This is a genomic window from Haloarcula sp. H-GB5 (assembly GCF_054850705.1).
Map to the genome: position 1 here is coordinate 617,858 of NZ_JBTWBG010000002.1, position 20,508 is coordinate 638,365.

The window sequence follows — 20,508 nt, forward strand, 5'->3', positions numbered from 1 at the left end:
CACAGGTTATGTGTGGCCGCTACAGTTTGTTCTCCCCTCGCGAGGAAATTGAGACGCGGTTCGACGCCGAGTTTGCCTTCGATTACGAGCCCCGATACAACGCCGCCCCGAGCCAGGACTTACCGGTCATCACTGGCGAGTCGCCAGGCACAATCCAGCGGATGGAGTGGGGACTGATTCCGACCTGGGCCGACAGCCGAACGGACCACGGACACATCAACGCCCGCGCCGAGACGCTGGCGGAGAAACGTTCGTTCGCCGATGCCTACGAGTCCCGGCGTTGTCTGGTCCCCGCTGATGGGTTCTACGAGTGGGTCGAGACGAGCGACGGCAAGCAACCGTACCGCGTGGCGCTGCCGGACGACGACCTGTTCGCGATGGCGGGACTATACGAGCGGTGGGAGCCGCCACAGCGCCAGACCGGGCTGGGCGAGTTCGGCGCAAGTAGCGGCGATTCGGGTGGAGAAGACGATACCGTCGAGTCGTTCACGATTGTGACGACCGAACCGAACGAGGCCGTCGCCGACCTCCATCACCGGATGGCCGTCATTCTGGACCCATCAGAGGAGTCGACGTGGCTCCAGGGTAGCGCTGACGATGTGTCGGCGCTGCTCGACCCGTTCGACGGACCTATGCAGACCTATCCGGTTTCGTCAGCGGTCAACAGTCCTGCTAATGACTCGCCAGAACTCATCGAACCGGTCGGGTAGCGATGGCGTTACTCGCTCGGCGTATTCTGGCGCTTGAACTGGTGCAGCATTTTCCAGAGCGTGTCTTCCTCGACCTGGTCTTCGGCGGCGGATAGCTGTCGGTACAGCCCCTCAGAGACGGTAATCTCAGGCATTACTGAGACGATTGGATGGAGACAACATAAGCTTCTGGAGACTCGGAACCGAGTGAATGTATTCGACCCGCAGTATTCGGGGAACCCTGTTACGGGGATCAATCGTCTTCTCCCGGTGTATGCAGTCGTATGCCCAGCGAGATGACGGTACTGTCGCGTCCAGTGTGACTGCGCTCATCGGCGACACGCCGCTGGTCTGTCTCGATAGCTTTGCGGACAATCTGCTCGGCAAGGTCGAAGCGGCGAACCCCTACTCGGTGAAGGACCGCATCGCGCTGTACATGGTCGACGCGGCCGCCGAGTCCGGTGCCCTCCCCGACGACGGAACGGTCGTCGAAGCGACCAGTGGTAACACCGGCATCGGGCTGGCCGCCGTCTGCGCCGCGCGAGGGTACGACTGCGTGCTGACGATGCCCGAATCAATGAGCGAGGAGCGCCGGCAGTTGCTGTCGGGGCTCGGCGCGGACCTCGAACTAACACCGGCCGATGGCGGGATGAGCGGCGCAATCGAACGCGCGAACGAACTCGCGGACGCACCGGGCACCGTTCGCGCTCGGCAGTTCGAGAACGAGGCGAACCCGCGAGCCCACCGCGAGACGACGGGTCCGGAGATCTGGAACGACACCGACGGCGATGTAGACGCCGTCGTCGCCGGCGTCGGGACCGGCGGCACAATCACCGGCATCTCGGAGTACATCGAGGAGGAAGTCGGCGCGGACCTCACCTCCGTTGCTGTTGAGCCGGAACACTCCAAACTGCTCTCGGCGGACGAGCCCGATAGCCACGATATCCAGGGCATCGGTCCCGGGTTCGTTCCGGACATTCTCCGGCGTGACCTTATCGACGAGGTGCGGACTGCGAGCAAAGCGGAATCTATCGACGCGACCCACCAACTCGCCAGCGAGGAGGGCATCATGGTCGGCATCTCCTCGGGTGCGGCGCTCCACGCGGCGACAGAGTACGCTACCGAGAACCCCGACGAGACGGTGGTCGCCGTCCTGCCAGACACCGGCGAGCGATATCTCTCGACGGATCTCTGGGAATAAGCGAAACCGTAGTTGCGCGGCGGAGAAAACAGCCCTCAGGCGACTCGGCCGAACGCTAGCGTACCGCTGATGCTCTCGATGTAGGCTTCGACGACCTGCCCCTCGCGCGCTCCGGAGACGAAGATGGTGTACTTGCCTTTTTCGGCAACGCCGTCGCCCTCGCGGCCGGTACCGGTGATCTTGACCTCGTAGGTCTCGCCCTCTTCGAGCGTCGGTCGGTCCTGCTGCGTGTTCGAACTCGCGCCCTTGGCAACCGGGCGGAACGCACCACAGGCCTGACAGCGCAGCATGTCGACGCCGTCCTCGTTTTTGAGGACGGTGTCGGGCAGGCCACACTCGGAACAGGTGACGTACTCGGCGATGTACGCGTCAATAGCGGCCTCAAAGTCGCTGGTGTCGAACGAGCCGTTGTAGCGGGCTTCGCCGCCGTCGAACTGGCCGTTGGTCCCGAACTCGCGCTGGATGGCCCGGTGGAGGTGCTGTGCGTCCCGCGAGACTGCGTCGGCGATTGCCTCTAAGTTCGTCAGGCGTGTGAACGCCCCGTCTGTCTGGCCTTCCGGGTCCGGAATCGAGAGCCGTTCACCCGCCTCCCGGGGCTGGTCTGGTAGCACGTCGTACGCACGCTGTAGAGCGGACTCGTAGTTCATACATTTTAGACGGTGCTGGCACGTAAATGGATTCCGTCACATCTGTGACTAACTACTGGCCAATGATATTAATACCGAGAGTGGATAATTAATTGACATGGATCAGCACGAACAGCCTGTGGAGACGCCGGGACTCTCGTCCGAGCGACTCGATACGCTATTACGAGTGCTGGCAGCCGAGCCCCGGCGGATGATATACACGTACCTTGCCGAACACGACTCGGCCTCAATCTCGGAACTCACTGACGTGGTCGTGGGCTGGTCAAGTGCGCGTGGCCGAAACACCGATGCCTGCAACTGGGACGATACCCGCACTGCGCTCCACCACCGTCACCTTCCCGTTCTCGATGACGCTGGCATCGTTACCTACGATGCTGACCAGCAGACCGTGACGCTGGCCTCGCTGTCGCCATCTACGGACGAGGTTCTCGCGACGATAACCGATCTGGATGCCGCCGAGACAGACCACGAGGACTGATCGTGGGCCAATGACAGTTCGTACCCTCCTCCGGCGCTTCGAGGACTCGGACGTGGCGATAACTGTGTACGGTCCGCCCGCAACGAAGACTGTGGGCGAGCGGCTGGCAACTCAGGGGATCGACGCCACTTGGCGGAAACTCCCGACCGGACACCAGAACGCGTTTGCCGTCATCCGTCGGGACGGTGTGTTCGCCGAGGCAGTCCCGCTCACAGCGATGGAGACGTTCCTGTGCGATCCGATGGCTGGTATCGGCGACAGCGGAACCCCTGACAGTGACCCGGGCAGACAGCTTCTTCACTCGGCGCTCGCGAACACGCTCCTGTCATCGCTCACGCCGGCACAGTTGCTCGCAACGTCCCACGAGTTCGAAGACAGGGCCTACCGCGTCGGGGCGGGAACCCTTCGAGTGAGCTTCCAGTCACTGTCGATATTCCGCTCGCAGCGCGCCCGATACGAGTCGCTTAGCAGCGACACGGACCTCGACATCCACGTGTACGGACAGGACGACTGGGAGCCGCCGGCGATTCCCGGAATCTCGTTCCATCCGCTCACAGACTCCACACTCGAACAGGTGTGGTTGCTGGCGTTCGACGCCGACGGTGACGACCAGAACAAGTGTGCGCTCGTCGCCGAAGAAACCGAGGACGGAGCGTTTCGGGGCGTCTGGACGTACAACCCACGGCTGGTCGACGAGATCATGGCGGCGGTTGTGGCTGTTGACGAGTAGCAGCCGACGACGAGCCGCCCAGAAACACACACAGCGGATGCTATGCCGGACAAGAGAGCGAGATTCGAAGTCCCCCGCCGTCGCGCTCGATAGTCGTTCCGAAGGGCCGAGAGCGTTCTCGTACTGTCTTACGAAGCCACTCAGCCACCGCGTCGTCGGCGTATCCGACCTGTGTATACGCGTTCTCGACCGGCGTGAGTTCGAGCGCGGCCAGCCGCCCGTCTTCGATGTGCAGTTCGAACAGGAAACTCCGGTCGTTGTGGTAACCGTCCTTGATCGCGTAGTCGTCGACGAAGTTGCCGGTGTCGTACATGATGGGGCGACCGCGGTACACCTCGATACCCTGGACGACGTGGGCGCTGTGGCCATGGACCACGTCCGCACCATTGTCCACCAGCCAGCGGGCGAATGCCTGCTGTGTCTCGCTGGGCTCGGTCACCCAGTTCGGCCCCCAGTGGGCGGTGACGACGAGCAGGTCCGGGTCGGCGTCGCGGGCCGCTGCCAGCGCGTCCCCGACGCGGCGGCGAGTCAGCGGGTGGTTCGGGTCCAGCGGCGCGTAAGCCGTGCCGGGGCTGTCGCCGTCGGCGGCGTAGCTGGGCGACTGATCGGTGACTGCGACAACGGCGACCGAGAGGTCGGCGATGTCGACGACCGCTGGCTCGAACGCTGTCTCTCTATCGACGCCGGCCCCGGCCGAGGCGATGCCAGCGTCGGCGAGATGGGCCGGCGTGTCCGTGAGCGCCGTCGGTCCGAAATCGAGCAGGTGGTTGTTCGCCAGTCCAGCACAGGAGACGCCGGCGTGGTCCAGTGCGGCCACGGCCCATCCGGGAGTCGCTCGGAAGTGGAACGTCCGGCCGGGCCGTGGTTCGCCGCGGTCCGAGACACAGCATTCGAGGTTCGTCACCAGCCCGTCGAGTGACTGTAGTCGGCCGAGCATCGACCCCCAGACGGCAGTCGGTCCGTCGGAGTCATCGTGCCAACGTTCGTCGACGCTCCGGCCCAGCATCACGTCGCCGACGAACCCGATGCGTAGCGACGCGTCTGTCGGGACCGACGGCGGACACGACACGTCTGCATCGCCGGCAGCACCCAGACAGCCCGAAACTGCGGTGAGGCTTCCGAGAGCGGGGCCGCCGCTGGCGAGGACGGTTCGGCGAGTCGGAGCCACAGTAGGTTCACTGTCGACTGCGACCGTCTTGAATTTCGGTGCCGTATAAAGCCATTCGGGGTGTGTCGTATCGAGACACACTCTAGCTGGTTACTTTTGGTTACCGCCACTCTGTCAAGGTATGTCAAGCGACACTACGCGTGACTACGACGCGGACGAGGAGTGTACGACCACAGAGTCGTTCGCCGACCACGGCCTCGACGACGGCAGCGTCCTCATTAGCCGGACGTACAACCGAATCGCGGCGGACGGCGAACCGGCGTTCGAACCGACGCCGGAGTTCTTCGACACGCTGGAGGCGGCGTTCATCTGGGCCTACATCGGGTCGATTGACGAACCCGGCGTTCCGCCACACGTCGAAGCGGCTATCGAAGACGCGCGGGAGTTCACGCGCCAGGAGTTCGCTGACAACTCTGACCCGGACCTCCGAACAAACGTGATTCCGACGTTCTACCAGCAGGTCGCCGGCTCCCACTGCGCTTACCGGGACTGACAAAACAACTGCGGGCAGGCCGCGTTGCAGACCGGTCTATTCGAGGTGGTGGTAGTCGAGTTCGTACCCCACGTCGACTGCCTCACTGACTTCCTCGCTCGGCTCGGCGACGCCGCGGGTCGTCAGTTCGAGTCCGGTGTCACCCTGGGCCACGAGGATGTTCCGCCGCCACTCAGGGTCCACGTCGGGCGCGTCGGTGCGGTAGTGTGCGCCGCGGGATTCGTCACGCTCGCGTGCACTCAGCAGCAAGGCTTCGGCGACCGTGAGGCTGAACGAGAGGTCGACGGCGAGTTCGAACGACAGGCTGGTCCGGTCGCCGTCGACGCCGATGTTCCCCGTCCGCTCGCGGAGGTTTCGGAGTTCGTCGAGCCCGGCCGACAGTGAGTCCTCGTTGCGGAGAATTCCGGCGTGCTCCCACAGCAGGTCGCCGAGGTCAGCGAGGAGTTCTTCGGGCGTCTCGTCGCCGTCCGAGGCTTCCAGCTCCCGTAGCGATCGGAACTCACGCTCGGCGATCGTGCGTTGCCGGTCTGGCAGTGCACCGTCGCGCTCATCCCTCGTCACCTGCGTTGCGACGTGGTCGCCGACGAGCGCGCCGATGGCGACCGTCTCCGCGAGCGAGTTCCCGCCGAGCCGGTTCGCGCCGTGCACGCCTGCGACCGTCTCGCCGACGGCATAGAGCCCGTCGACGCCGGTTTCGCCGGTCTCGAAGTCGATGTCGACCCCGCCCATCGAGTAGTGGGCCGTCGGTGCGACTTCCATCGGCTTCTCCGTGATGTCGACGCCGAGGTCCATGAACCGCTCGTACATCCGCGGGAGCCGCGATTTGATGTACTCGTCGTCGCGATGGGAGATGTCCAGATAGACGCCGCCGTTCTCGGTGCCGCGGCCCTCACGGAGTTCCTGTGCGATGGCGCGGGCCACTACATCCCGCGCGTCGAGTTCCATCTGGTCCGGCGAGTACTCTTCCATGAACCGCTCGCCATCGGCGTTGAGTAGCCGACCACCCTCGCCGCGGACTGCTTCAGTGACGAGTCGGCCGTCCCAGTCCTCGCCGTAGCGGTCGCCGACCATTCCTGTCGGGTGGAACTGCACGAACTCCATGTCCATCAGCGACGCGCCGGCTTGGAGTGCCAGCGCCGGGCCGTCGCCGTTGTTCTCCTCATCACGCGAGGAGTGGCGGTTGTACAGGGCGGAGGAGCCACCCGCTGCCAGAACCACGTGGTCCGACTCGAAGAGGATGAACTCGCCGCTCTCCATGTCGTAGCCGGCCGCCCCGTACACGCGGTCGCCGTCGGAGAGCAGGCGGGTAATCATCACGTTGTCGCGGTAGGGAATCCCGAGACTCTGGGCCTTGTCGACGAGGGTATCCAGCATCGCCTCCCCCGTTCGGTCGCCGACGAAGCACGTCCGGCGGAACGACTGCGCGCCGAAGTACCGCTGATTGATCTTCCCGTCTTCGGTCCGGTCAAACGGCATTCCCCAGTCGTCGAGTTCCCGGATGCGGTCGGGCATATGTTTGGCCGTTAGCTCGACCGCTTTCGGGTCGTTGATGAAGTGCCCCTCGTCCAGCGTATCGGCGGCGTGAATCGTCCAGTCGTCCTCGGGATCGAGCGACCCCAGCGAGGCATTAATGCCGCCGGCTGCCCACGTCGTGTGTGCATCGCCGTGGTCGCGCTTGCCGATGACCAGCGGCTCAACGCCGTTTTCGGCGAGTCCGATGGCGACCCGCGCCCCGGCAGCGCCAGCGCCGACGACCAGCACTGGGACCGACACCGTCTCGTAGTCGACCGCCGGGCCCGCGTCGCTCGCCCGACCGTCGACAGCTTGCTCGCCGTCAGCGGATGGCTTCTCTGGTGTCATCACCAATAGTAGGCGCTGTAGACTTATGAGGGCTTCGCGCGCACGCGCACGCGGATCCCGAGCGACTTTCAGACGTGGTCAGAAGACGACTTCCAGATGTAGTCACCGACTCGCTACTGCAGGCGACTCGGAGCCGATTAGTCCTCGCCCGCTGTCACCGATCCGGCACCACCAGACCTTGTGGCTGGCTCTTCGCTGTCGGCTCGGTCCGCATAGACGATCTGCCAGCCGGTCACCCCCATGAACAGGAGTACGAGCGGCGAGAGGAAGCCGAAGAAGTAGTACGGTGCGTATTCCAGCGTCGGGACGCCGAGCGTTCCGGCCATGAACAGCCCGCCGCTACTCCACGGAATAAGCGCACTCGTCGTCGTTCCCGACGCTTCGATGGCCCGGGAGAGGTTCTGACTCTTGAGCCCCTGCTCGTTGTACAGATTACCGAGTGTCATCCCCGGCACGACGATGCTCACGTACTGTTCCGCCGCCAGAATATTCATCGAGACGGCGGACACAGCGGTGACGCCCGTGAGGCTCGCGACGCTGTGGCAGAGTCGCCCGAGATGGTGGGAGAGCACCGCGAGCACGCCGGCCCGTTCGAGCAGGCCGCCCAGTGCGAGCGCGGCAATCGCGATCGTCACGATCCACGCGCCGCCGGTCAGTCCGCCGCTCTCTAGGAGTCCGTTCACGAGCTCCATGCCGGTTTCCGGAGCCGTCCCGGACTGCGCCGCTGACCAAGCTGCACCGAATCCAGTTCCCTGCACGAGCATCGCGGTCCCGACGCCTGCAAAGACTCCCGCTCCCAGCGTCGGCAGTGCGGGGACGCCACGCAGCGCGAGTCCGAAGGTCACGACGACCGGCAGAAACACGAGCGGCGAGACGACGTACGTACTCTCGATGGCCGCCTGAATGGACGCAACGCGGTCCGCGGGGATGGTTCCGGCGGCCCGCAGTCCAAGGCCGGCGTACAGGAGGACGGCAATCGTGAACGCGACGAGCGTTCCAGCCCGCATCGCGTTGATATGCTCGTACAGGTCCGTGTCCGTCACTGCGGCGGCCAGATTCGTCGTATCCGAGAGCGGGGACTGCTTGTCCCCCGTGTAGGCCCCGCTGAGAATCGCGCCGGCAGTCATCGGTTCTGGAATACCCAGTCCCGACCCGATTCCGATGAGTGCGACCCCGAGCGTCCCGGCCGTCGTCCACGAGGAGCCGACGGCGAAGGAGATTATCGCGGAGAGGATCGCCGCTACCGGGAGAAACACTGTCGGTGTGAACAGCTCCAGCCCGAAGTACATCAGGCTGGGAATCGTGCCCGCCTGAATCCACGATGCGATGAGCGCATAGACGGTGAACATGATGAGAATTACCCGCATGCCCATGAGCAGGCTACTGGCAATGCCGTCGTACAGGTCTTCCCACGAGAGCCCGAGATGGTACCGGGCGAACAGGCCGGTGAAGGCAATCCCCCAGAAAAGCGGGAACTGTGGGTCTAAGTCGAAGGCAATGAGGCCCACGCTGAGGAACACGATCATTCCCGCGATCGGCACGAGTGCGGCACCCAGTGACGGCCGCTCAGACGGGTCGATCTCGTCGAACAGCCGAGGTTCGAACTCGACCATCACTGACCCCCGTCGCGCCTATCTGGCCGGACTCCGGCGTGGCTCCAGTCTGGAAACGCCGACTCCCGCCAGCCCTGTCGACACGCTCCGATACGCCCGTTTCGATTACTTGCGACGGCACCGCGTGTCATATTGATATCGGCGATAACCACAGGTGGGTTAAAACAGACTCCATTCCGGTGTCGGCGTGTGGATTGGTAGCTTACGACCGTCTGTCGACAATGTGTGCGTCTGTCGGGGCAAAGCCGACTGTCACGGTGCCGGTCGGCGGGTCTTCGGCTCGCAACAGGAGTTCACGGCCCTCCCAGTCGAGGTGCACACGCGTGGTCTCTCCGAGGAACTCCGCACTTGTGACCGTCCCCGTCAGTGTGTTTTGATCGGCGTCGACAGCGAGCCGTTCCGGCCGGACGCAGAACGTGAGCCGGTCCCCGGGTGAGACGGTGGGTGCCGTATCGCTATCCCCGTTCAGGGCCACTGAGAGCGTCGTACTGTCGACCGTGACGTCCGCGATGGTTTGTCCACTATCAGCGTCCGCGGCATCGGTCGACCGTACTGCCGTTACCTCGCCGCTGAGAACGTTGTTGTCGCCGACGAAGGTGGCGACGAACTCAGTCGCTGGCTCGCGGTAGATGGTCCGCGGTGGCGCGACCTGTTCCGGCGTCCCGTCACGCATGACCGCCACGCGGTCGGACACGGCCAGGGCTTCCTCTTGATCGTGGGTGACGTAAATCGTCGTGATACCCAGTTCCTGCTGGATCTCGCGGACCTGCACGCGGAGGCGCTCCCGGAGCTTCGCATCGAGGGCGCTCATCGGCTCATCGAGCAGGAGTACGTCGGGGCCGGGGGCCAGCGCCCGGGCCATCGCCACTCGCTGTTGCTGGCCGCCCGAGAGCGTGTCCGGGTCCCGGTCGGCCATCCCGCCGAGGTCCACCAGCTCAAGCAGCTCCCGCACCCGTGCCTCGGCGCTGCCGCCGCCCGGCGGGTCGGCGAATCGGAGTCCGTAGGCGACGTTCTCCCCGACGGTCATGTGGGGGAACAGCGCGTAGTTCTGGAAGACGACGCCCACGTCGCGGTCCTCCGGCGGGACACCAGTGACGGACGTGCCGCCGAACCGGACTTCGCCCTGCGTCGGGGCCTCGAAGCCGGCAATGAGCCGGAGCGTCGTCGTCTTCCCACAGCCGGAGGGCCCGACCAGCGTGAAGAACTCGCCGTCCTGAACCGACAGCGAGAGGTCGGAGACGGCGGTCGTCTCGCCGTAACGTCTGGTGACGCCGTCGAGTTCGACGGCCGGCTGGGCGGTCCGGTTCACGCCAGCACTGTCTGATCGGGGTCCCTTAGAACCCAACGTCGTCACCCCCCAGCCGGTCGATGAGCAAAAAGCTCGCGCTGGTGACCACGAGCAGGACGACCCCCATTGCCGTCGCGGGACCGAGTCGCCGGCCGATGAACCGCTCGATGGCGATGGGCATCGTGAACTGGTTCGTCCCGGAGGCAAGCACAATCGTCGCTGAGAACTCTCCGATAGAGATAGCGAACGCGAAGGCGGCCCCGGCGATGACGGCTGGCCACACGAGCGGCAGTTCGATGTCCAGCAGCGCTCTGGCACGCGGCGCGCCGAGCGCGCGGGCGGACTCGACCAGCGTGTGGTCGATACTTTCGAGGCCGGGTGCCACCGTCCGAACGACGAATGGGTAGCCGGCGACGGCGTGGGCGGCGACGATGGCGAGGCCACCACCGACGGCGAAGCGGGAGCCACCCACCTCGACACCGAAGACGAGGCCCCGGAGCAGGCCGAGGCCGACGACGATGCCCGACACGGCCAGAGGGGCCATCGCGACGGCGTCGACGAGCTTCCGCCCGCGGTAGTCCCGTGTCGTGAGGACGGCCACGACGACACCCATCGGCAGGGCAACGGCGAGCGAGGCGACGCCGAACAGCAGTGAGTTCCGGACGGCGTCCCAGGGCTGGACCTGGAACGACGCGCCGGTCGTCTGGCGGTCGATGAGAAACTGATAGTTCGCCAGCGTCAACCCCTCCGGGCCGCTGAAGCTAGCCAGAATCATGCTCGCTATCGGCGCGATGAACACCGCCAGCGCGACGAGGGCGTAGACGGCGAGTCCCGTTCTGGGGAGCAGTTCACGGACTGAGAGTGACGGCGGTGTCAGCGGCCGCCGCGGGAGCGGTCGAATCCCCCGCGTCCGGACGGTATGCTTGGCCTCGTAGCGGAGATACGCGTACAGCAAGCCCAACGAGATGCCAAGCTCGATGAGCGCGAGGGCGGCCGCCTCGGCGTACTCCAGGTCGCGGATGAGCCGATAGACGAACACCTCGACGGTCGCAAGCCGGAACCCGCCCAGCGCCAGGACGATGGGGAACGTGCTGAAGGTGAACACGAAGGTCAGCGCCGCACCCATCAGTACTGACGGATACAGTTGTGGGGCAACCACGTCGCGGAACGCTCGGAAAGGACTCGCGCCGAGGCTCCGGGCCGTCTCGACCGCGCTGGCGTCGACGGACTCCCAGGCGGCGGTAGTCACCCGCGCCACGAGGGGCGCGTTGTAGAACGCGTGAGCGATGACGACGGCCTCCAGCGTGAACAGGAGCTTCACCTCTCCCAGACCGAGTGCCCTGAGTACGGCGTTGAGCGTCCCGTTCTGGCCGAACGTGGCGACGAAGCCGACGCCGACCATTATCGACGGGAGGACGAAGGGGAGAATCGTCAGCGACCGGAGCGTCCGCCGGCCGGGGAACTCGTAGCGCGCCAGCAGATACGCCGCCGGCAGGCCGAGGGCGACGCTGGCGACCGTCGAGAGGGCTGCTTGATACGCCGTGAAGCCGATGACGCCCAGCCGCCGGTCCGGCGACAGGACCCCTTCGATGACGCTCGCTATCGGCTCACCGGCGAGGAACCGCGCCGGCTCCCCGAAGTAGAACGGGTCCTGCAGTATCGAAATGAACACCCGCCCCGTCAAGCGCCCGTCGACGAGGACGCTATCGATGAACACCGTCGCAACCGGGTAGTAGAAGATGCCGAGCAACAGCGCGATCGTGGCGACTGCGAGGCCGACGATCCCCCGGCGTTCGATAGTGTTTCGGACGGTCCGGCCTCGCTCGCGGGACAGACTGCTCGCTGTCTCTGTCGCCTTTTCGCTGTGGTCACTGCCGGCACCTTTCGCATCGCCGTCGTGATCTCGGGCCACAGTTCGTGGTCGTTAGTTCGCGGCGAACTGCCGTTCCCAGTCGGAGATCCAGCCCGAGACAGAGCCCTTGAGTTCGTCGTAGCCGAACGTGACCGGTTCCGGGGGCTCCTGAGCCAGTTTGGCGTAGTCCTCGGGAAGCTCGGCGGATTCGGTCGCCGGGAACTGGACGTTCCGGACGGCGATTTCGCCCTGAATCTCCGGGCGCAGCAGGAAACCCATGAACTCCCGGGCGAGGTCGGGCGTGTCAGCCCCGTCGAACACCGCCATCCCTTCGGGGTTGGCGTAGCCCTGGTCGTTCAGGAAGCGGATCTGGTGTTTCTCCATGTTCGCGTCGTTCTGATCGGCAAACACCTGGTCGGTGGAGTAGGAGACGACCATCGGCGCTTCGCCGCCCGACCACGCGCTGTAGGCGTCACTCCAGGAGCCAAGCACCCGAACGTCGTTGTCCTGCAGGTCGCTCCAGTAGTCCAGATAGCCGTCCGGGCCGAACTGCTTGATCGTGTGCAGCAGGAACGCTCGCCCGGTCGCTGAACTGGCAGGGTTCTGCGTGATGAGGTCGCCAGCGTGTTCCTCTGCCAGCAGGCCGTCGAACGTCTCCGGTGCCGTGGTGGATGTGCCGTCGAACACGAGGCTGATGTAGCCGGTATCGTAGGGAATCGCCCGGCCGTCGGGGTCGAACTGGAGTCCCGGCTTGATGTCGTCCTGTCCGGCCACGTCACCGACATCGGCGAACAGGCCGTCGTCGAGGTTCTCGTCGACCCGGACGAGGTGGTCCGTGTTCAGCCCGAGGTACATATCCGCCTCGATGTCGACGCCGGCGTTCCGGCGCTCGATGTAGTGGTTGACCTCGTTGCTCGGTGTCTGCCAGATCAGGCGGGCGTCGAACTCCTCCTCGAAGCGCTGTTTCACCCACGCGCCCGGACTCGTCGACGGCGAGTCGACGAACGCGCTGTAGGTCCCGACGACCAGCGTCTCGTCGGCACTGCCGGCGTCGCCGGTACTCGTCCCGGAAGCGGTTGACTCGTCCGTGTTCGACGCTTCGGTGCTCGCTTCGTCGTTGCCACCCAGCCCGGCACAGCCGGCAAACGAGACTGACACCGTCGCGCCGGCCGCTGTCAGGAAGGAACGTCTATCCATTACCCCGTGGTCACACCCAGTGGTACTTAATCCCGCTGTTCCTGAATTCTAAGGTTTCAACCCTTCAAATACCCGCAGCAGCCGTTATTACTCCGCGGTACTGCAGGATGGTGACTGAGTTGTAGGCGACGACTGCGAGTGTCACCACGGCGAACAGGGCAAGAAAGACCGTCGCGTTGCGCTCAGAAAGCAGTCGCCACCCCGCGACCAGCCACAGCATCGCCCCGAACTTCACCAGCCAGAGGCCCGCCAAGCCGAACTCCGCAAGCATCGTGCTGACGACAACGTTGCCCTCCTGTAGTCCGACCGTGAGCCCGGTCATCGTCAGGAGGATATCCCCGACTGTTGCGACGAGGATGACGGTCCAGAGTACCGCGTGGGTGTGTGACAGGTGGTGGTCCCGCCAGAGCGTCACCCGCTCACTGTCTGCCGCTGGCCCCTCTTTGCCGAGCATCGTGAATACGTTGGGCGGAACTGGCATGAATACTCGGGCTCGATTGGGGTGCTGACACAGCCGCTAGGTAGCTACTGTATATTGAACAAACAGGTTTATAGATGGATGAGAGAACGTTTTTGTATGCTTTTGGACGTTATTATCGGGTTCGTCCTTCTCGTGGTAGGAACGTATATCGGATGTACGATGGCTCTGCGCGGGTTTTTCGGCCGGGAACACTACGACGCAAAAACCGGGGGACCAGTTGGAACTGATAATCCAGATAACTGATTATACCCGTTAGATTACCCCTCTCGTTGGTCACTTGTTCCTCTGTATTGACCACAACTGGGTCAGAACGCCTCACCTGCAGAGGGGTCAACAGGGCTTCGCGCCACGAAACACTGCCACCCGAGCCGAACACAGCTTTTTGACGGTCCTCTCCGAGTGTAGGGTACGAAATGACACAGGACGTTCTCAATCGGCCGCTGGACGACCGTATACAGGCGCTCGATTCAGACGGCGATATCGTCGACCCGGACCTCATTCCGGACCTGTCCGACGAGGCGCTGGTGTCGATGTACCGCGATATGCGCTTTGCTCGTCGGTTCGACGAGCGGATGATAAGTCTCCAGCGACAGGGTCGGCTCGGGACCTACTCATCGCTGGCGGGCCAGGAGGGGTCACAGATCGGGTCGACGTACGCACTGGCCGATGAGGACACGATCTTCTATCAGTACCGGGAACATGGTGCACTCGTCGCTCGCGGGCTCCCCTGGGAGTACGTCTTCTACTGGATGGGTCACGAGGCGGGTAACGCCGCTCTCGGCGACGTGAACGTGTTCCCGCTGAACATCTCTATCGGCGCGCACCTTCCCCACGCTGTCGGCTGGTCGTGGGCGGCAAAGAAAAAGGGCGACGAGCGGGCGGGCGTTGTCCACTTCGGCGACGGAGCCACCAGCGAGGGGGACTTCCACGAGGCGATGAACTTCGCCGGCGTGTTCGAGACGCCGACGGTGTTCTTTTGCAACAACAACCAGTGGGCCATCTCCGTTCCGCGGGAGCGCCAGACCGCCAGCCAGACGCTGGCGCAGAAAGCCGACGCCTACGGCTTCGACGGCGTACAGGTCGACGGGATGGACCCGCTGGCGACATACTCCGTTACCGAGGCCGCCAGAGAGCGGGCCGTGGGAGCAAACGGCGACGAACAGGAACCCATCTTCATCGAGGCTGTCCAGTACCGCTTCGGCGCGCACACGACCGCCGACGACCCGGACGTGTACCGGGATGACGCGGAGGTCGAGGAGTGGCGCGAACGCGACCCACTGGACCGCATGGAGGCGTTCCTCAGAAACTGCAATCTGCTGGACGACGGGAAAATCGACGTGATGGACGACACCATCGACGAACGCCTCGGCGAGATTATCGACAACGCGGAGGCCCACGCCGCCGACCCGACAGACCTCTTCGCCGACGTGTACGCCGAGTCGACGCCGAACATCGACGAGCAGCGCGAGTACTTTGAGGAACTCCGCGAGCGCCACGGTGACGACGCGCTACTGGAGTCCGAGTAGCCGACCGAGCCTGTTATTGCTGTCCCGTCGCTTCCGTCTACTGTGACAGAGTGGCCACCGGTGGACCCCGCCGACGCAACGGCCGTTGCACAGCAGCGTGACGAACTGGTCGCGGCGGTCCGGGACCACGCCGGACAGGTCGCCTACCAGCTCGCTCGACTGGAGGGCGGCGACTACGGACAGGCGGACATCGAGACCGACCGCGGCGAGTGGACGGTGAAGTACGAAGGTGGTGATCTGGAGTACCTCCGGTTCTCGCCGTCGCGTGGCTCGGATACGTATGTCATCTCGACCAAACAGCCACCAGAGCCGGAGTCGCTTGCGGCCGCGCTCGCCGACTACGACGCCTTCGTCGAGGGGTTCAACGACTACGTCGCGTCGCTCGACGGCGTGCTCGACGACGTGTCGACCGAGTTCCCGGAAATCGCGACGACCGACGGCGTCGTGGCTGAACGCGACCGTGTCCTCGGCCGCATCCGCGAAATCTGCGACCAGATCGCCCGGGAACTCCAGCGCTACGAGGGCGGCGACTACGGGACCTTCACCGACCGAATCGGCGGCACGCGCTGGGAACTCAAATGGGACACCGACGGCGCGTCGTACCTCCGGGTCGGCGGCAGCAACGGGCTTTACCTCCTCTCGCAGTACGAACCGCCCTCGGCCGCCGACATCCGCGAGTACGCCCCGCAGTTCGCAGACTTCGTGGACGCGTACAACGACCACGTCGACGAACTGGAATCGGACCTCGGGACCGTCGAACTCTGAGCCGGCGTAGTCTGGACTCCTTCTGGTAGCGTTCCGCCTGGTGAGCGTGTAGTGCGTCAATTCTACCAGCGCTGTCGTTTTCGCATAATCGCTGTACAGCAGTTGAATTACCGCAGAATACCACCGAACAATATGTCGGCAGTATTTTCAGGGGGCCTCACCCAAGCCGGAGGTATGAGTTCGACCGAAACCGTCGATAGTTCGGCTGTTAGCAGCGGGACAATCAGTGATTACGTCGAAGCGATGGGCCCGTCCTGGATTGCGGGCGCAATCGCCGCCGGCCCGGCGACGATAGCCAGCCTCGTCACTGCCGGGGGTGCGTTCGGCTACAGTCTCCTGTGGGTTGTTGTCCTCTCAGCAGGGGCGGGAGCGCTGGCCCAGTACCTCGCGATGCGGCTGGGACTGCTGACCGAGCGCGGTATCGTCGCCGTCGTCGAGGACAACCTCGGCGAAACGTGGGCGTGGCTGCTGGTCGGTGATGCGGTGCTTGCGGCCGGCGTGGCACAGTTGGTAATCATGAAGACCGTCGCAACAGTCTCGGCGACGGTGACCGGTATCGACGCGCGTATCTGGGGTATCGCCTGGGCGCTCATTCTCGCAGCGGGGCTAGCAGGTGGTGGCTACCGGTTCCTCGAACTCGCCGCGAAGATCCTCGTCCTGCTGGTCGTCGTTGCGTTCGTCGCCAGCCTGTTCGTCGTGCCTATCGACACCGGTGCGGCGGTGACCGGATTGGTCCCTTCGGTCCCGTCCGGGAGCGCCTTGGTTGCGGCCGGCATCCTCGGCGGCGCGGTCCACATCACGCTCATCACGATGCACTCCTACACGATGCGGGCACGGGGCTGGACCCGCGAGGACTACGACCTCGCGACGGTCGACGTGGGAGCGTCGATGCTGGTGGCCTTCGGCATCTACAGCCTCGCCATCTTCCTGGTGACGGCTAGCGTACTCACTTCCGGCGACCTTACGACGGTCGGCGCTGCTGAGGCCCTCGGTCCGCTGGTCGGCGACAGTGCCCGCTGGCTGTTCCTGCTCGGCCTCTGGGGTGCTGCCGTGTCGACGCTTGGCGGCAACACCATCGTTCCGCCGTTCCTGCTGGCTGATAAGCTCGGCTGGGGCACCACTATCGAGGATAGCCGCTACCGAGGACTGCTCGTCGCTGTCGCGCTGCTGTCCGCGCCGGGTGCGTTCATCGGCGGCAACGTCCTCGGCCAGCTCGTCCTCGTGCTCGCGCTGGGCACTGTCGGCACGCCCTTTGCCATCGCCCTCGTCCTCTATCTCCTGAACTCCGACGCAGTTTCGGAATCAAATTCACTCGTGGCCAACCTCGGCGGGCTAGCCCTGATCGCTGTTTCGGGTGGGCTGGCCGCGAACTTCGTTGTCGAGCAGCTCGGCGGTGGCGTCGGCCCGCTCTCCGGGTTCGTGCTGGCGTTTGCTGTCGCGCTTGGCCTCGCTATGGTCGGCCTCGGCGGGAAGTTCCTCCGGGAGGAACTCCTCGCGTGACCGGCCTCCAGTTCCCGCTCTCGGGGTCGACGCTCGTCACCGGCCCCTCCAACGTCGGCAAGACGCGGACGACCGCTGCCGCCCTCGACGCCTGGCTCGACAGCGAAGGGACCGCCGGCGTCGTCGTCCTCGATTTCGCGCCCGAACTCGAACGCGACGGGACAATTCTGGGCGGCCGCCTTGACCGATTCATCACAGTACCGGAGGCGGTCTGGGTCGGCCGGATTGATGCCAGTGCGCCGCGCGCTGAAAGCGAGACTGACGATCGGGCCATCGCGCTCGCCCGGGAGAACGCCCGCCGTGCCGAGCAACAGATGGACGCGCTCCCGGAGAATCCCCGTGCGGTGTTCGTCAACGATGCGACAATTCCGTTCCAGCACGACCTCGCATCGGTCAGCCGGCTCACCGAATACTGTGAGACGGCGGACGCAGCCGTCCTCAACGCCTTCGACAGCGACGAACTGGGTGTCGATAATCCGGTGTCCCGGGCCGAGCGCGACGCGCTCGGTCAGCTCCGACGCTGGGCCGACCGGACCGTCGACTTGTCGTAGCGACCGTCGACCGCTGCCCGGACGCGTTAGCGGCTTGCTACTGTCCGCCGCGTTTCCGGAACCAGACGCGCTCGCCGACCGGGCTTTCGTCGTCGCCGATGTCCAGCCGACTGATAAAGAGGTCGCGAATGGCCATGGTGACGACGAGTTCCGTCGGCTCGCCGGCCCCGTCTTCGACGGTGACGACGCAATGGCCGTCCCGCTCAGCTATCCCGATAATCGTGCCGACTGTCCAGCGGTCGCGGTGGTGTGACGGCTCCTGCGCGTGAATGCGGTCGTGATTCATCGATACTCCTGTGAGTTATCTCACCGATTCCACTCGTAGAACCACCATGCGCCGCCGAGCATCATCAGGCCGATCCCGAGTGTCGATGTCGCGGGTTCCGGGATGATGAACAGTACGAGGCCGATGAGTACCATCCCGACCGGTTCGAGTTCGTCGAGATACTGGGTGATGTCCATACGTGACGCTTCACCCGCTTGCGGTATAGAGGTTCGTCCGGTTATCGGGGAGAGAGAATGAACGAAAAAAGCAACCGGATCAGCGGAAGCGGAACGTTTCGAGGTTCTCCGGCGCGAAGGTCCGGATGTTCTGGTCGTGATACAGCGACGAGGAGAGGTCCTGTGTCGCGGATTCGTCGCCGTGGACACAGAGGATCTTCTCGGGCCGTGGGTTCATCGTCTTCACGAAGTTCTCCAGCCCCTGCCGGTCGGCGTGCCCGGAGAAGCCGTCGACCGTCTCCACGTTCATCTCCAGTGCGACCGTCTCGCTGCGCCCGCTGCCGCCGACGGGTACCTCGTCGATGCCGCGCTGGATTCGCTTGCCGAGCGTTCCCTGCGCCTGATAGCCGACGAAGGTAAGCGTCGAGTCAGGATCGGGGCCGAGCTGTTCGAGCCAGGACATGGCTGGGCCGCCAGTGAGCATCCCGGACGTGGAGAGGATAATCGAGGAATCGCCGTCGGCAATCTCCTGTCGCTCCTCGTCGCCGCCGTCGATAGGGTTGAACTGGTCGGCCAGGAACGGGTTCTTGTCCTCGTCGAAGATGCGGTCCTGTAGCCCGTCACGGAGATACTCGGGGTAGGTCGTGTGAACGGCTGTCGCCTCCCAGATCATCCCGTCGAGGTGGACCGGCATCTCGGGGATGTCGCCGTTCCGCATCGCCTCTTCGAGGACGAGCATGAGTTCCTGCGACCGGCCGACGGCGAAGGTCGGAATAAGCACTTTCCCGTCGCGGTCGTAGGCGTTCTGAATAATCTGTTTGAGCTTTCGCTCCGAGTCTTCCTGGTCGGTCTGGTAGTCGTTGCGGCCGCCGTAGGTCGACTCCAGCACGAGCGTCTCCACCCGCGGGAAGTCGTTGACAGCGCCGTCGAACAGGCGCGTGTCGTCGTAGTGGATATCGCCGGAGAAGGCGACGTTGTACAGCCCGTCGCCGACGTGGAAGTGACACACCGACGAGCCCAGAATGTGGCCGGCGTTGTGCAGTGTCAGCTTGATATCGGGCGCGATGTCGGTCACGTCGCCGTACTCCAGCGGGATGGTGTGTTTGATCGCCTCGCGGACCATCTCGGAGTCGTACGGCGGAGTCCGGCCTTCGTCCGCGGCGGTATCGAGGTGATCGAGCGTCAGCAGTCCCATCAGGTCTCGCGTCGGCTCGGTACAGTAGATGGGGCCGTCGTAGCCGTACTCGAACAGCAGCGGGACCAGTGCTGAGTGGTCGAGATGCGCATGGGTCAGAACGACAGCGTCGATACCATTGGTTCCAGCCCCGAACGCCTCCGGGATGTCCAGATACGGCTTCTCGCCGTTCGATCCGGGCTTGTTGCCACAGTCGATGAGGATTCGCGTGTCCGGCGTTGAGAGGATGAACGCGGCGCGGCCGACCTCACGACAGGAGCCCAGCGTCGTGATGCGGACGTACTCGTCGTCCGACATCGGCTCGCGGTGGATCTGCCGGCCGACGCGCTCGAGGATATCACGGCGGTCCTCGCGCTCCTGTTTGAGGAAGTTCCGGACGTTGTCGACCGTCGAGGATTCGATTGGTGGCGTCCGAACGACTTCGGGCGTCCACCCGACTTCCTGCGTGATTTCGCGCAGAGTTGCGCCACGGCGGCCGATGACGACGCCGGGCTTCTGTGCCTGAATGACGACTTCGCCGGTGTCAGTGTGGAAGTTCAGGTCCATGACGCCGGCTTCCTCCGGGATGAGTTCCCGAATCGCCGATTCGGCTTCGGACGGCGGGGCCAGTACGTCCGGGTCCGGGCGGACCGTGATGCGTTTCCGGAGCTTCGATGCGAGCCGGCGAACGAGGTCGCTGTTCGCGGCGAACTCCTTCGGGTCACGCGTGTATATGACGAGTTCCGGTCCCTCGTACGTGACATCCGAGACGGAGATACGGCGCGGGACTTCCTCGTCGATCGTTGCCTTCACGTCTTCGAGTTGCTTGTCTACAGTGCTCATAGCTCAAAACG

The 20,508-nt window shown here is 64.5% G+C and carries 21 protein-coding genes; 9 read left to right on the forward strand and 12 right to left on the reverse strand.

What is annotated here, in order from left to right; translation table 11 throughout:
* Positions 1-8: 8 nt before the first annotated feature.
* A complete protein-coding gene (locus ACYJ11_RS11190; RefSeq protein ID WP_461647819.1) occupies positions 9-710 on the forward strand; it encodes an SOS response-associated peptidase in 702 nt (233 codons plus the stop codon).
* 8 nt (positions 711-718) lie between these two features.
* On the opposite strand, the gene ACYJ11_RS11195 is transcribed toward ACYJ11_RS11190, so the two are convergent.
* Positions 719-844 (reverse strand): hypothetical protein, encoded by a 126-nt coding sequence (locus ACYJ11_RS11195; RefSeq protein ID WP_005535496.1) that lies wholly within the window; start codon positions 842-844, stop codon positions 719-721.
* 119 nt (positions 845-963) lie between these two features.
* Here ACYJ11_RS11195 and cysK point away from each other — a divergent pair, with 119 nt between their 5' ends.
* Entirely contained in the window at positions 964-1,890 is a 927-nt protein-coding gene (cysK, locus tag ACYJ11_RS11200; RefSeq protein WP_461647820.1) for a cysteine synthase A, read from the forward strand.
* Positions 1,891-1,925: 35 nt separating this feature from the next.
* Here the strand turns inward: cysK and ACYJ11_RS11205 are convergent, their stop codons facing one another.
* Positions 1,926-2,537, reverse strand: coding sequence for a translation initiation factor IF-2 subunit beta (locus tag ACYJ11_RS11205; RefSeq protein ID WP_004963147.1), 612 nt, complete (start codon positions 2,535-2,537; stop codon positions 1,926-1,928).
* Between the two features lie 97 nt (positions 2,538-2,634).
* On the opposite strand from ACYJ11_RS11205, the gene ACYJ11_RS11210 reads away from it, so the two are divergent.
* Entirely contained in the window at positions 2,635-3,015 is a 381-nt protein-coding gene (locus ACYJ11_RS11210; protein ID WP_461647821.1) for a DUF7344 domain-containing protein, read from the forward strand.
* Positions 3,016-3,025: 10 nt separating this feature from the next.
* Positions 3,026-3,745, forward strand: a complete 720-nt coding sequence (locus ACYJ11_RS11215; RefSeq protein WP_461647822.1) for a DICT sensory domain-containing protein — start codon at positions 3,026-3,028, stop codon at positions 3,743-3,745.
* A 40-nt stretch (positions 3,746-3,785) separates the two neighbouring features.
* On the opposite strand, the gene ACYJ11_RS11220 is transcribed toward ACYJ11_RS11215, so the two are convergent.
* Entirely contained in the window at positions 3,786-4,913 is a 1,128-nt protein-coding gene (locus tag ACYJ11_RS11220; RefSeq protein ID WP_461647823.1) for a CapA family protein, read from the reverse strand.
* Positions 4,914-5,034: 121 nt separating this feature from the next.
* Between ACYJ11_RS11220 and ACYJ11_RS11225 the strand changes: the two genes are divergently transcribed.
* Positions 5,035-5,406 carry a hypothetical protein gene (locus ACYJ11_RS11225; protein WP_461647824.1) on the forward strand — a complete coding sequence of 124 codons (372 nt, stop codon included), beginning with the start codon at positions 5,035-5,037 and terminating at the stop codon, positions 5,404-5,406.
* A 36-nt stretch (positions 5,407-5,442) separates the two neighbouring features.
* On the opposite strand, the gene ACYJ11_RS11230 is transcribed toward ACYJ11_RS11225, so the two are convergent.
* The 6 genes from ACYJ11_RS11230 to ACYJ11_RS11255 all read right to left on the reverse strand — a co-directional run bounded on the left by ACYJ11_RS11230 (position 5,443) and on the right by ACYJ11_RS11255 (position 13,697).
* On the reverse strand, positions 5,443-7,266 hold the full coding sequence (locus ACYJ11_RS11230; RefSeq protein WP_461647825.1) for an L-aspartate oxidase: 1,824 nt from the start codon (positions 7,264-7,266) through the stop codon (positions 5,443-5,445).
* A gap of 137 nt (positions 7,267-7,403) precedes the next feature.
* Complete coding sequence (arcD, locus tag ACYJ11_RS11235; protein ID WP_461647826.1) at positions 7,404-8,879, reverse strand: arginine/ornithine antiporter ArcD; 1,476 nt, start codon at positions 8,877-8,879, stop codon at positions 7,404-7,406.
* Between the two features lie 202 nt (positions 8,880-9,081).
* On the reverse strand, positions 9,082-10,188 hold the full coding sequence (locus ACYJ11_RS11240; protein ID WP_461647827.1) for an ABC transporter ATP-binding protein: 1,107 nt from the start codon (positions 10,186-10,188) through the stop codon (positions 9,082-9,084).
* Positions 10,189-10,213: 25 nt separating this feature from the next.
* Positions 10,214-12,079, reverse strand: a complete 1,866-nt coding sequence (locus ACYJ11_RS11245; protein WP_461647828.1) for an ABC transporter permease — start codon at positions 12,077-12,079, stop codon at positions 10,214-10,216.
* Between the two features lie 12 nt (positions 12,080-12,091).
* Positions 12,092-13,216 (reverse strand): thiamine ABC transporter substrate-binding protein, encoded by a 1,125-nt coding sequence (locus tag ACYJ11_RS11250; RefSeq protein ID WP_461647829.1) that lies wholly within the window; start codon positions 13,214-13,216, stop codon positions 12,092-12,094.
* A 64-nt stretch (positions 13,217-13,280) separates the two neighbouring features.
* Entirely contained in the window at positions 13,281-13,697 is a 417-nt protein-coding gene (locus tag ACYJ11_RS11255; RefSeq protein ID WP_170098185.1) for a hypothetical protein, read from the reverse strand.
* A 413-nt stretch (positions 13,698-14,110) separates the two neighbouring features.
* Between ACYJ11_RS11255 and pdhA the strand changes: the two genes are divergently transcribed.
* The 4 genes from pdhA (at position 14,111) to ACYJ11_RS11275 (ending at position 18,039) form a co-directional block, all read left to right on the forward strand.
* A complete protein-coding gene (gene pdhA, locus ACYJ11_RS11260; protein ID WP_461647830.1) occupies positions 14,111-15,223 on the forward strand; it encodes a pyruvate dehydrogenase (acetyl-transferring) E1 component subunit alpha in 1,113 nt (370 codons plus the stop codon).
* Positions 15,224-15,283: 60 nt separating this feature from the next.
* Positions 15,284-15,988, forward strand: coding sequence for a hypothetical protein (locus tag ACYJ11_RS11265; protein WP_170098545.1), 705 nt, complete (start codon positions 15,284-15,286; stop codon positions 15,986-15,988).
* Between the two features lie 174 nt (positions 15,989-16,162).
* On the forward strand, positions 16,163-17,488 hold the full coding sequence (locus ACYJ11_RS11270) for a divalent metal cation transporter (RefSeq protein ID WP_461647831.1): 1,326 nt from the start codon (positions 16,163-16,165) through the stop codon (positions 17,486-17,488).
* A complete protein-coding gene (locus ACYJ11_RS11275; protein WP_461647832.1) occupies positions 17,485-18,039 on the forward strand; it encodes a hypothetical protein in 555 nt (184 codons plus the stop codon). Before ACYJ11_RS11270 ends, ACYJ11_RS11275 begins: the two co-directional genes overlap by 4 nt.
* Before the next feature lie 37 nt (positions 18,040-18,076).
* Here the strand turns inward: ACYJ11_RS11275 and ACYJ11_RS11280 are convergent, their stop codons facing one another.
* The 3 genes from ACYJ11_RS11280 to ACYJ11_RS11290 form a co-directional block, all read right to left on the reverse strand.
* Positions 18,077-18,325 (reverse strand): DUF7861 family protein, encoded by a 249-nt coding sequence (locus ACYJ11_RS11280; RefSeq protein WP_461647833.1) that lies wholly within the window; start codon positions 18,323-18,325, stop codon positions 18,077-18,079.
* A gap of 20 nt (positions 18,326-18,345) precedes the next feature.
* Positions 18,346-18,501, reverse strand: coding sequence for a hypothetical protein (locus ACYJ11_RS11285; protein WP_170098180.1), 156 nt, complete (start codon positions 18,499-18,501; stop codon positions 18,346-18,348).
* A gap of 79 nt (positions 18,502-18,580) precedes the next feature.
* Positions 18,581-20,497, reverse strand: a complete 1,917-nt coding sequence (locus tag ACYJ11_RS11290; RefSeq protein ID WP_461647834.1) for a beta-CASP ribonuclease aCPSF1 — start codon at positions 20,495-20,497, stop codon at positions 18,581-18,583.
* Between the last annotated feature and the right edge of the window lie 11 nt (positions 20,498-20,508).

Excerpts from the sequence above, each read along its gene's own strand:
- ACYJ11_RS11215 (WP_461647822.1), top strand. The coding sequence starts at position 3,026 with ATGACAGTTCGTACCCTCCTCCGGCGCTTCGAGGACTCGGACGTGGCG.
- ACYJ11_RS11270 (WP_461647831.1), top strand. The coding sequence starts at position 16,163 with ATGAGTTCGACCGAAACCGTCGATAGTTCGGCTGTTAGCAGCGGGACA.
- ACYJ11_RS11195 (WP_005535496.1), bottom strand. The coding sequence starts at position 844 with ATGCCTGAGATTACCGTCTCTGAGGGGCTGTACCGACAGCTATCCGCC.
- ACYJ11_RS11225 (WP_461647824.1), top strand. The coding sequence starts at position 5,035 with ATGTCAAGCGACACTACGCGTGACTACGACGCGGACGAGGAGTGTACG.
- ACYJ11_RS11190 (WP_461647819.1), top strand. The coding sequence starts at position 9 with ATGTGTGGCCGCTACAGTTTGTTCTCCCCTCGCGAGGAAATTGAGACG.
- ACYJ11_RS11285 (WP_170098180.1), bottom strand. The coding sequence starts at position 18,501 with ATGGACATCACCCAGTATCTCGACGAACTCGAACCGGTCGGGATGGTA.
- ACYJ11_RS11205 (WP_004963147.1), bottom strand. The coding sequence starts at position 2,537 with ATGAACTACGAGTCCGCTCTACAGCGTGCGTACGACGTGCTACCAGAC.
- ACYJ11_RS11230 (WP_461647825.1), bottom strand. The coding sequence starts at position 7,266 with ATGACACCAGAGAAGCCATCCGCTGACGGCGAGCAAGCTGTCGACGGT.
- ACYJ11_RS11210 (WP_461647821.1), top strand. The coding sequence starts at position 2,635 with ATGGATCAGCACGAACAGCCTGTGGAGACGCCGGGACTCTCGTCCGAG.
- ACYJ11_RS11255 (WP_170098185.1), bottom strand. The coding sequence starts at position 13,697 with ATGCCAGTTCCGCCCAACGTATTCACGATGCTCGGCAAAGAGGGGCCA.
- ACYJ11_RS11290 (WP_461647834.1), bottom strand. The coding sequence starts at position 20,497 with ATGAGCACTGTAGACAAGCAACTCGAAGACGTGAAGGCAACGATCGAC.
- arcD (WP_461647826.1), bottom strand. The coding sequence starts at position 8,879 with ATGGTCGAGTTCGAACCTCGGCTGTTCGACGAGATCGACCCGTCTGAG.
- pdhA (WP_461647830.1), top strand. The coding sequence starts at position 14,111 with ATGACACAGGACGTTCTCAATCGGCCGCTGGACGACCGTATACAGGCG.
- cysK (WP_461647820.1), top strand. The coding sequence starts at position 964 with ATGCAGTCGTATGCCCAGCGAGATGACGGTACTGTCGCGTCCAGTGTG.
- ACYJ11_RS11250 (WP_461647829.1), bottom strand. The coding sequence starts at position 13,216 with ATGGATAGACGTTCCTTCCTGACAGCGGCCGGCGCGACGGTGTCAGTC.
- ACYJ11_RS11280 (WP_461647833.1), bottom strand. The coding sequence starts at position 18,325 with ATGAATCACGACCGCATTCACGCGCAGGAGCCGTCACACCACCGCGAC.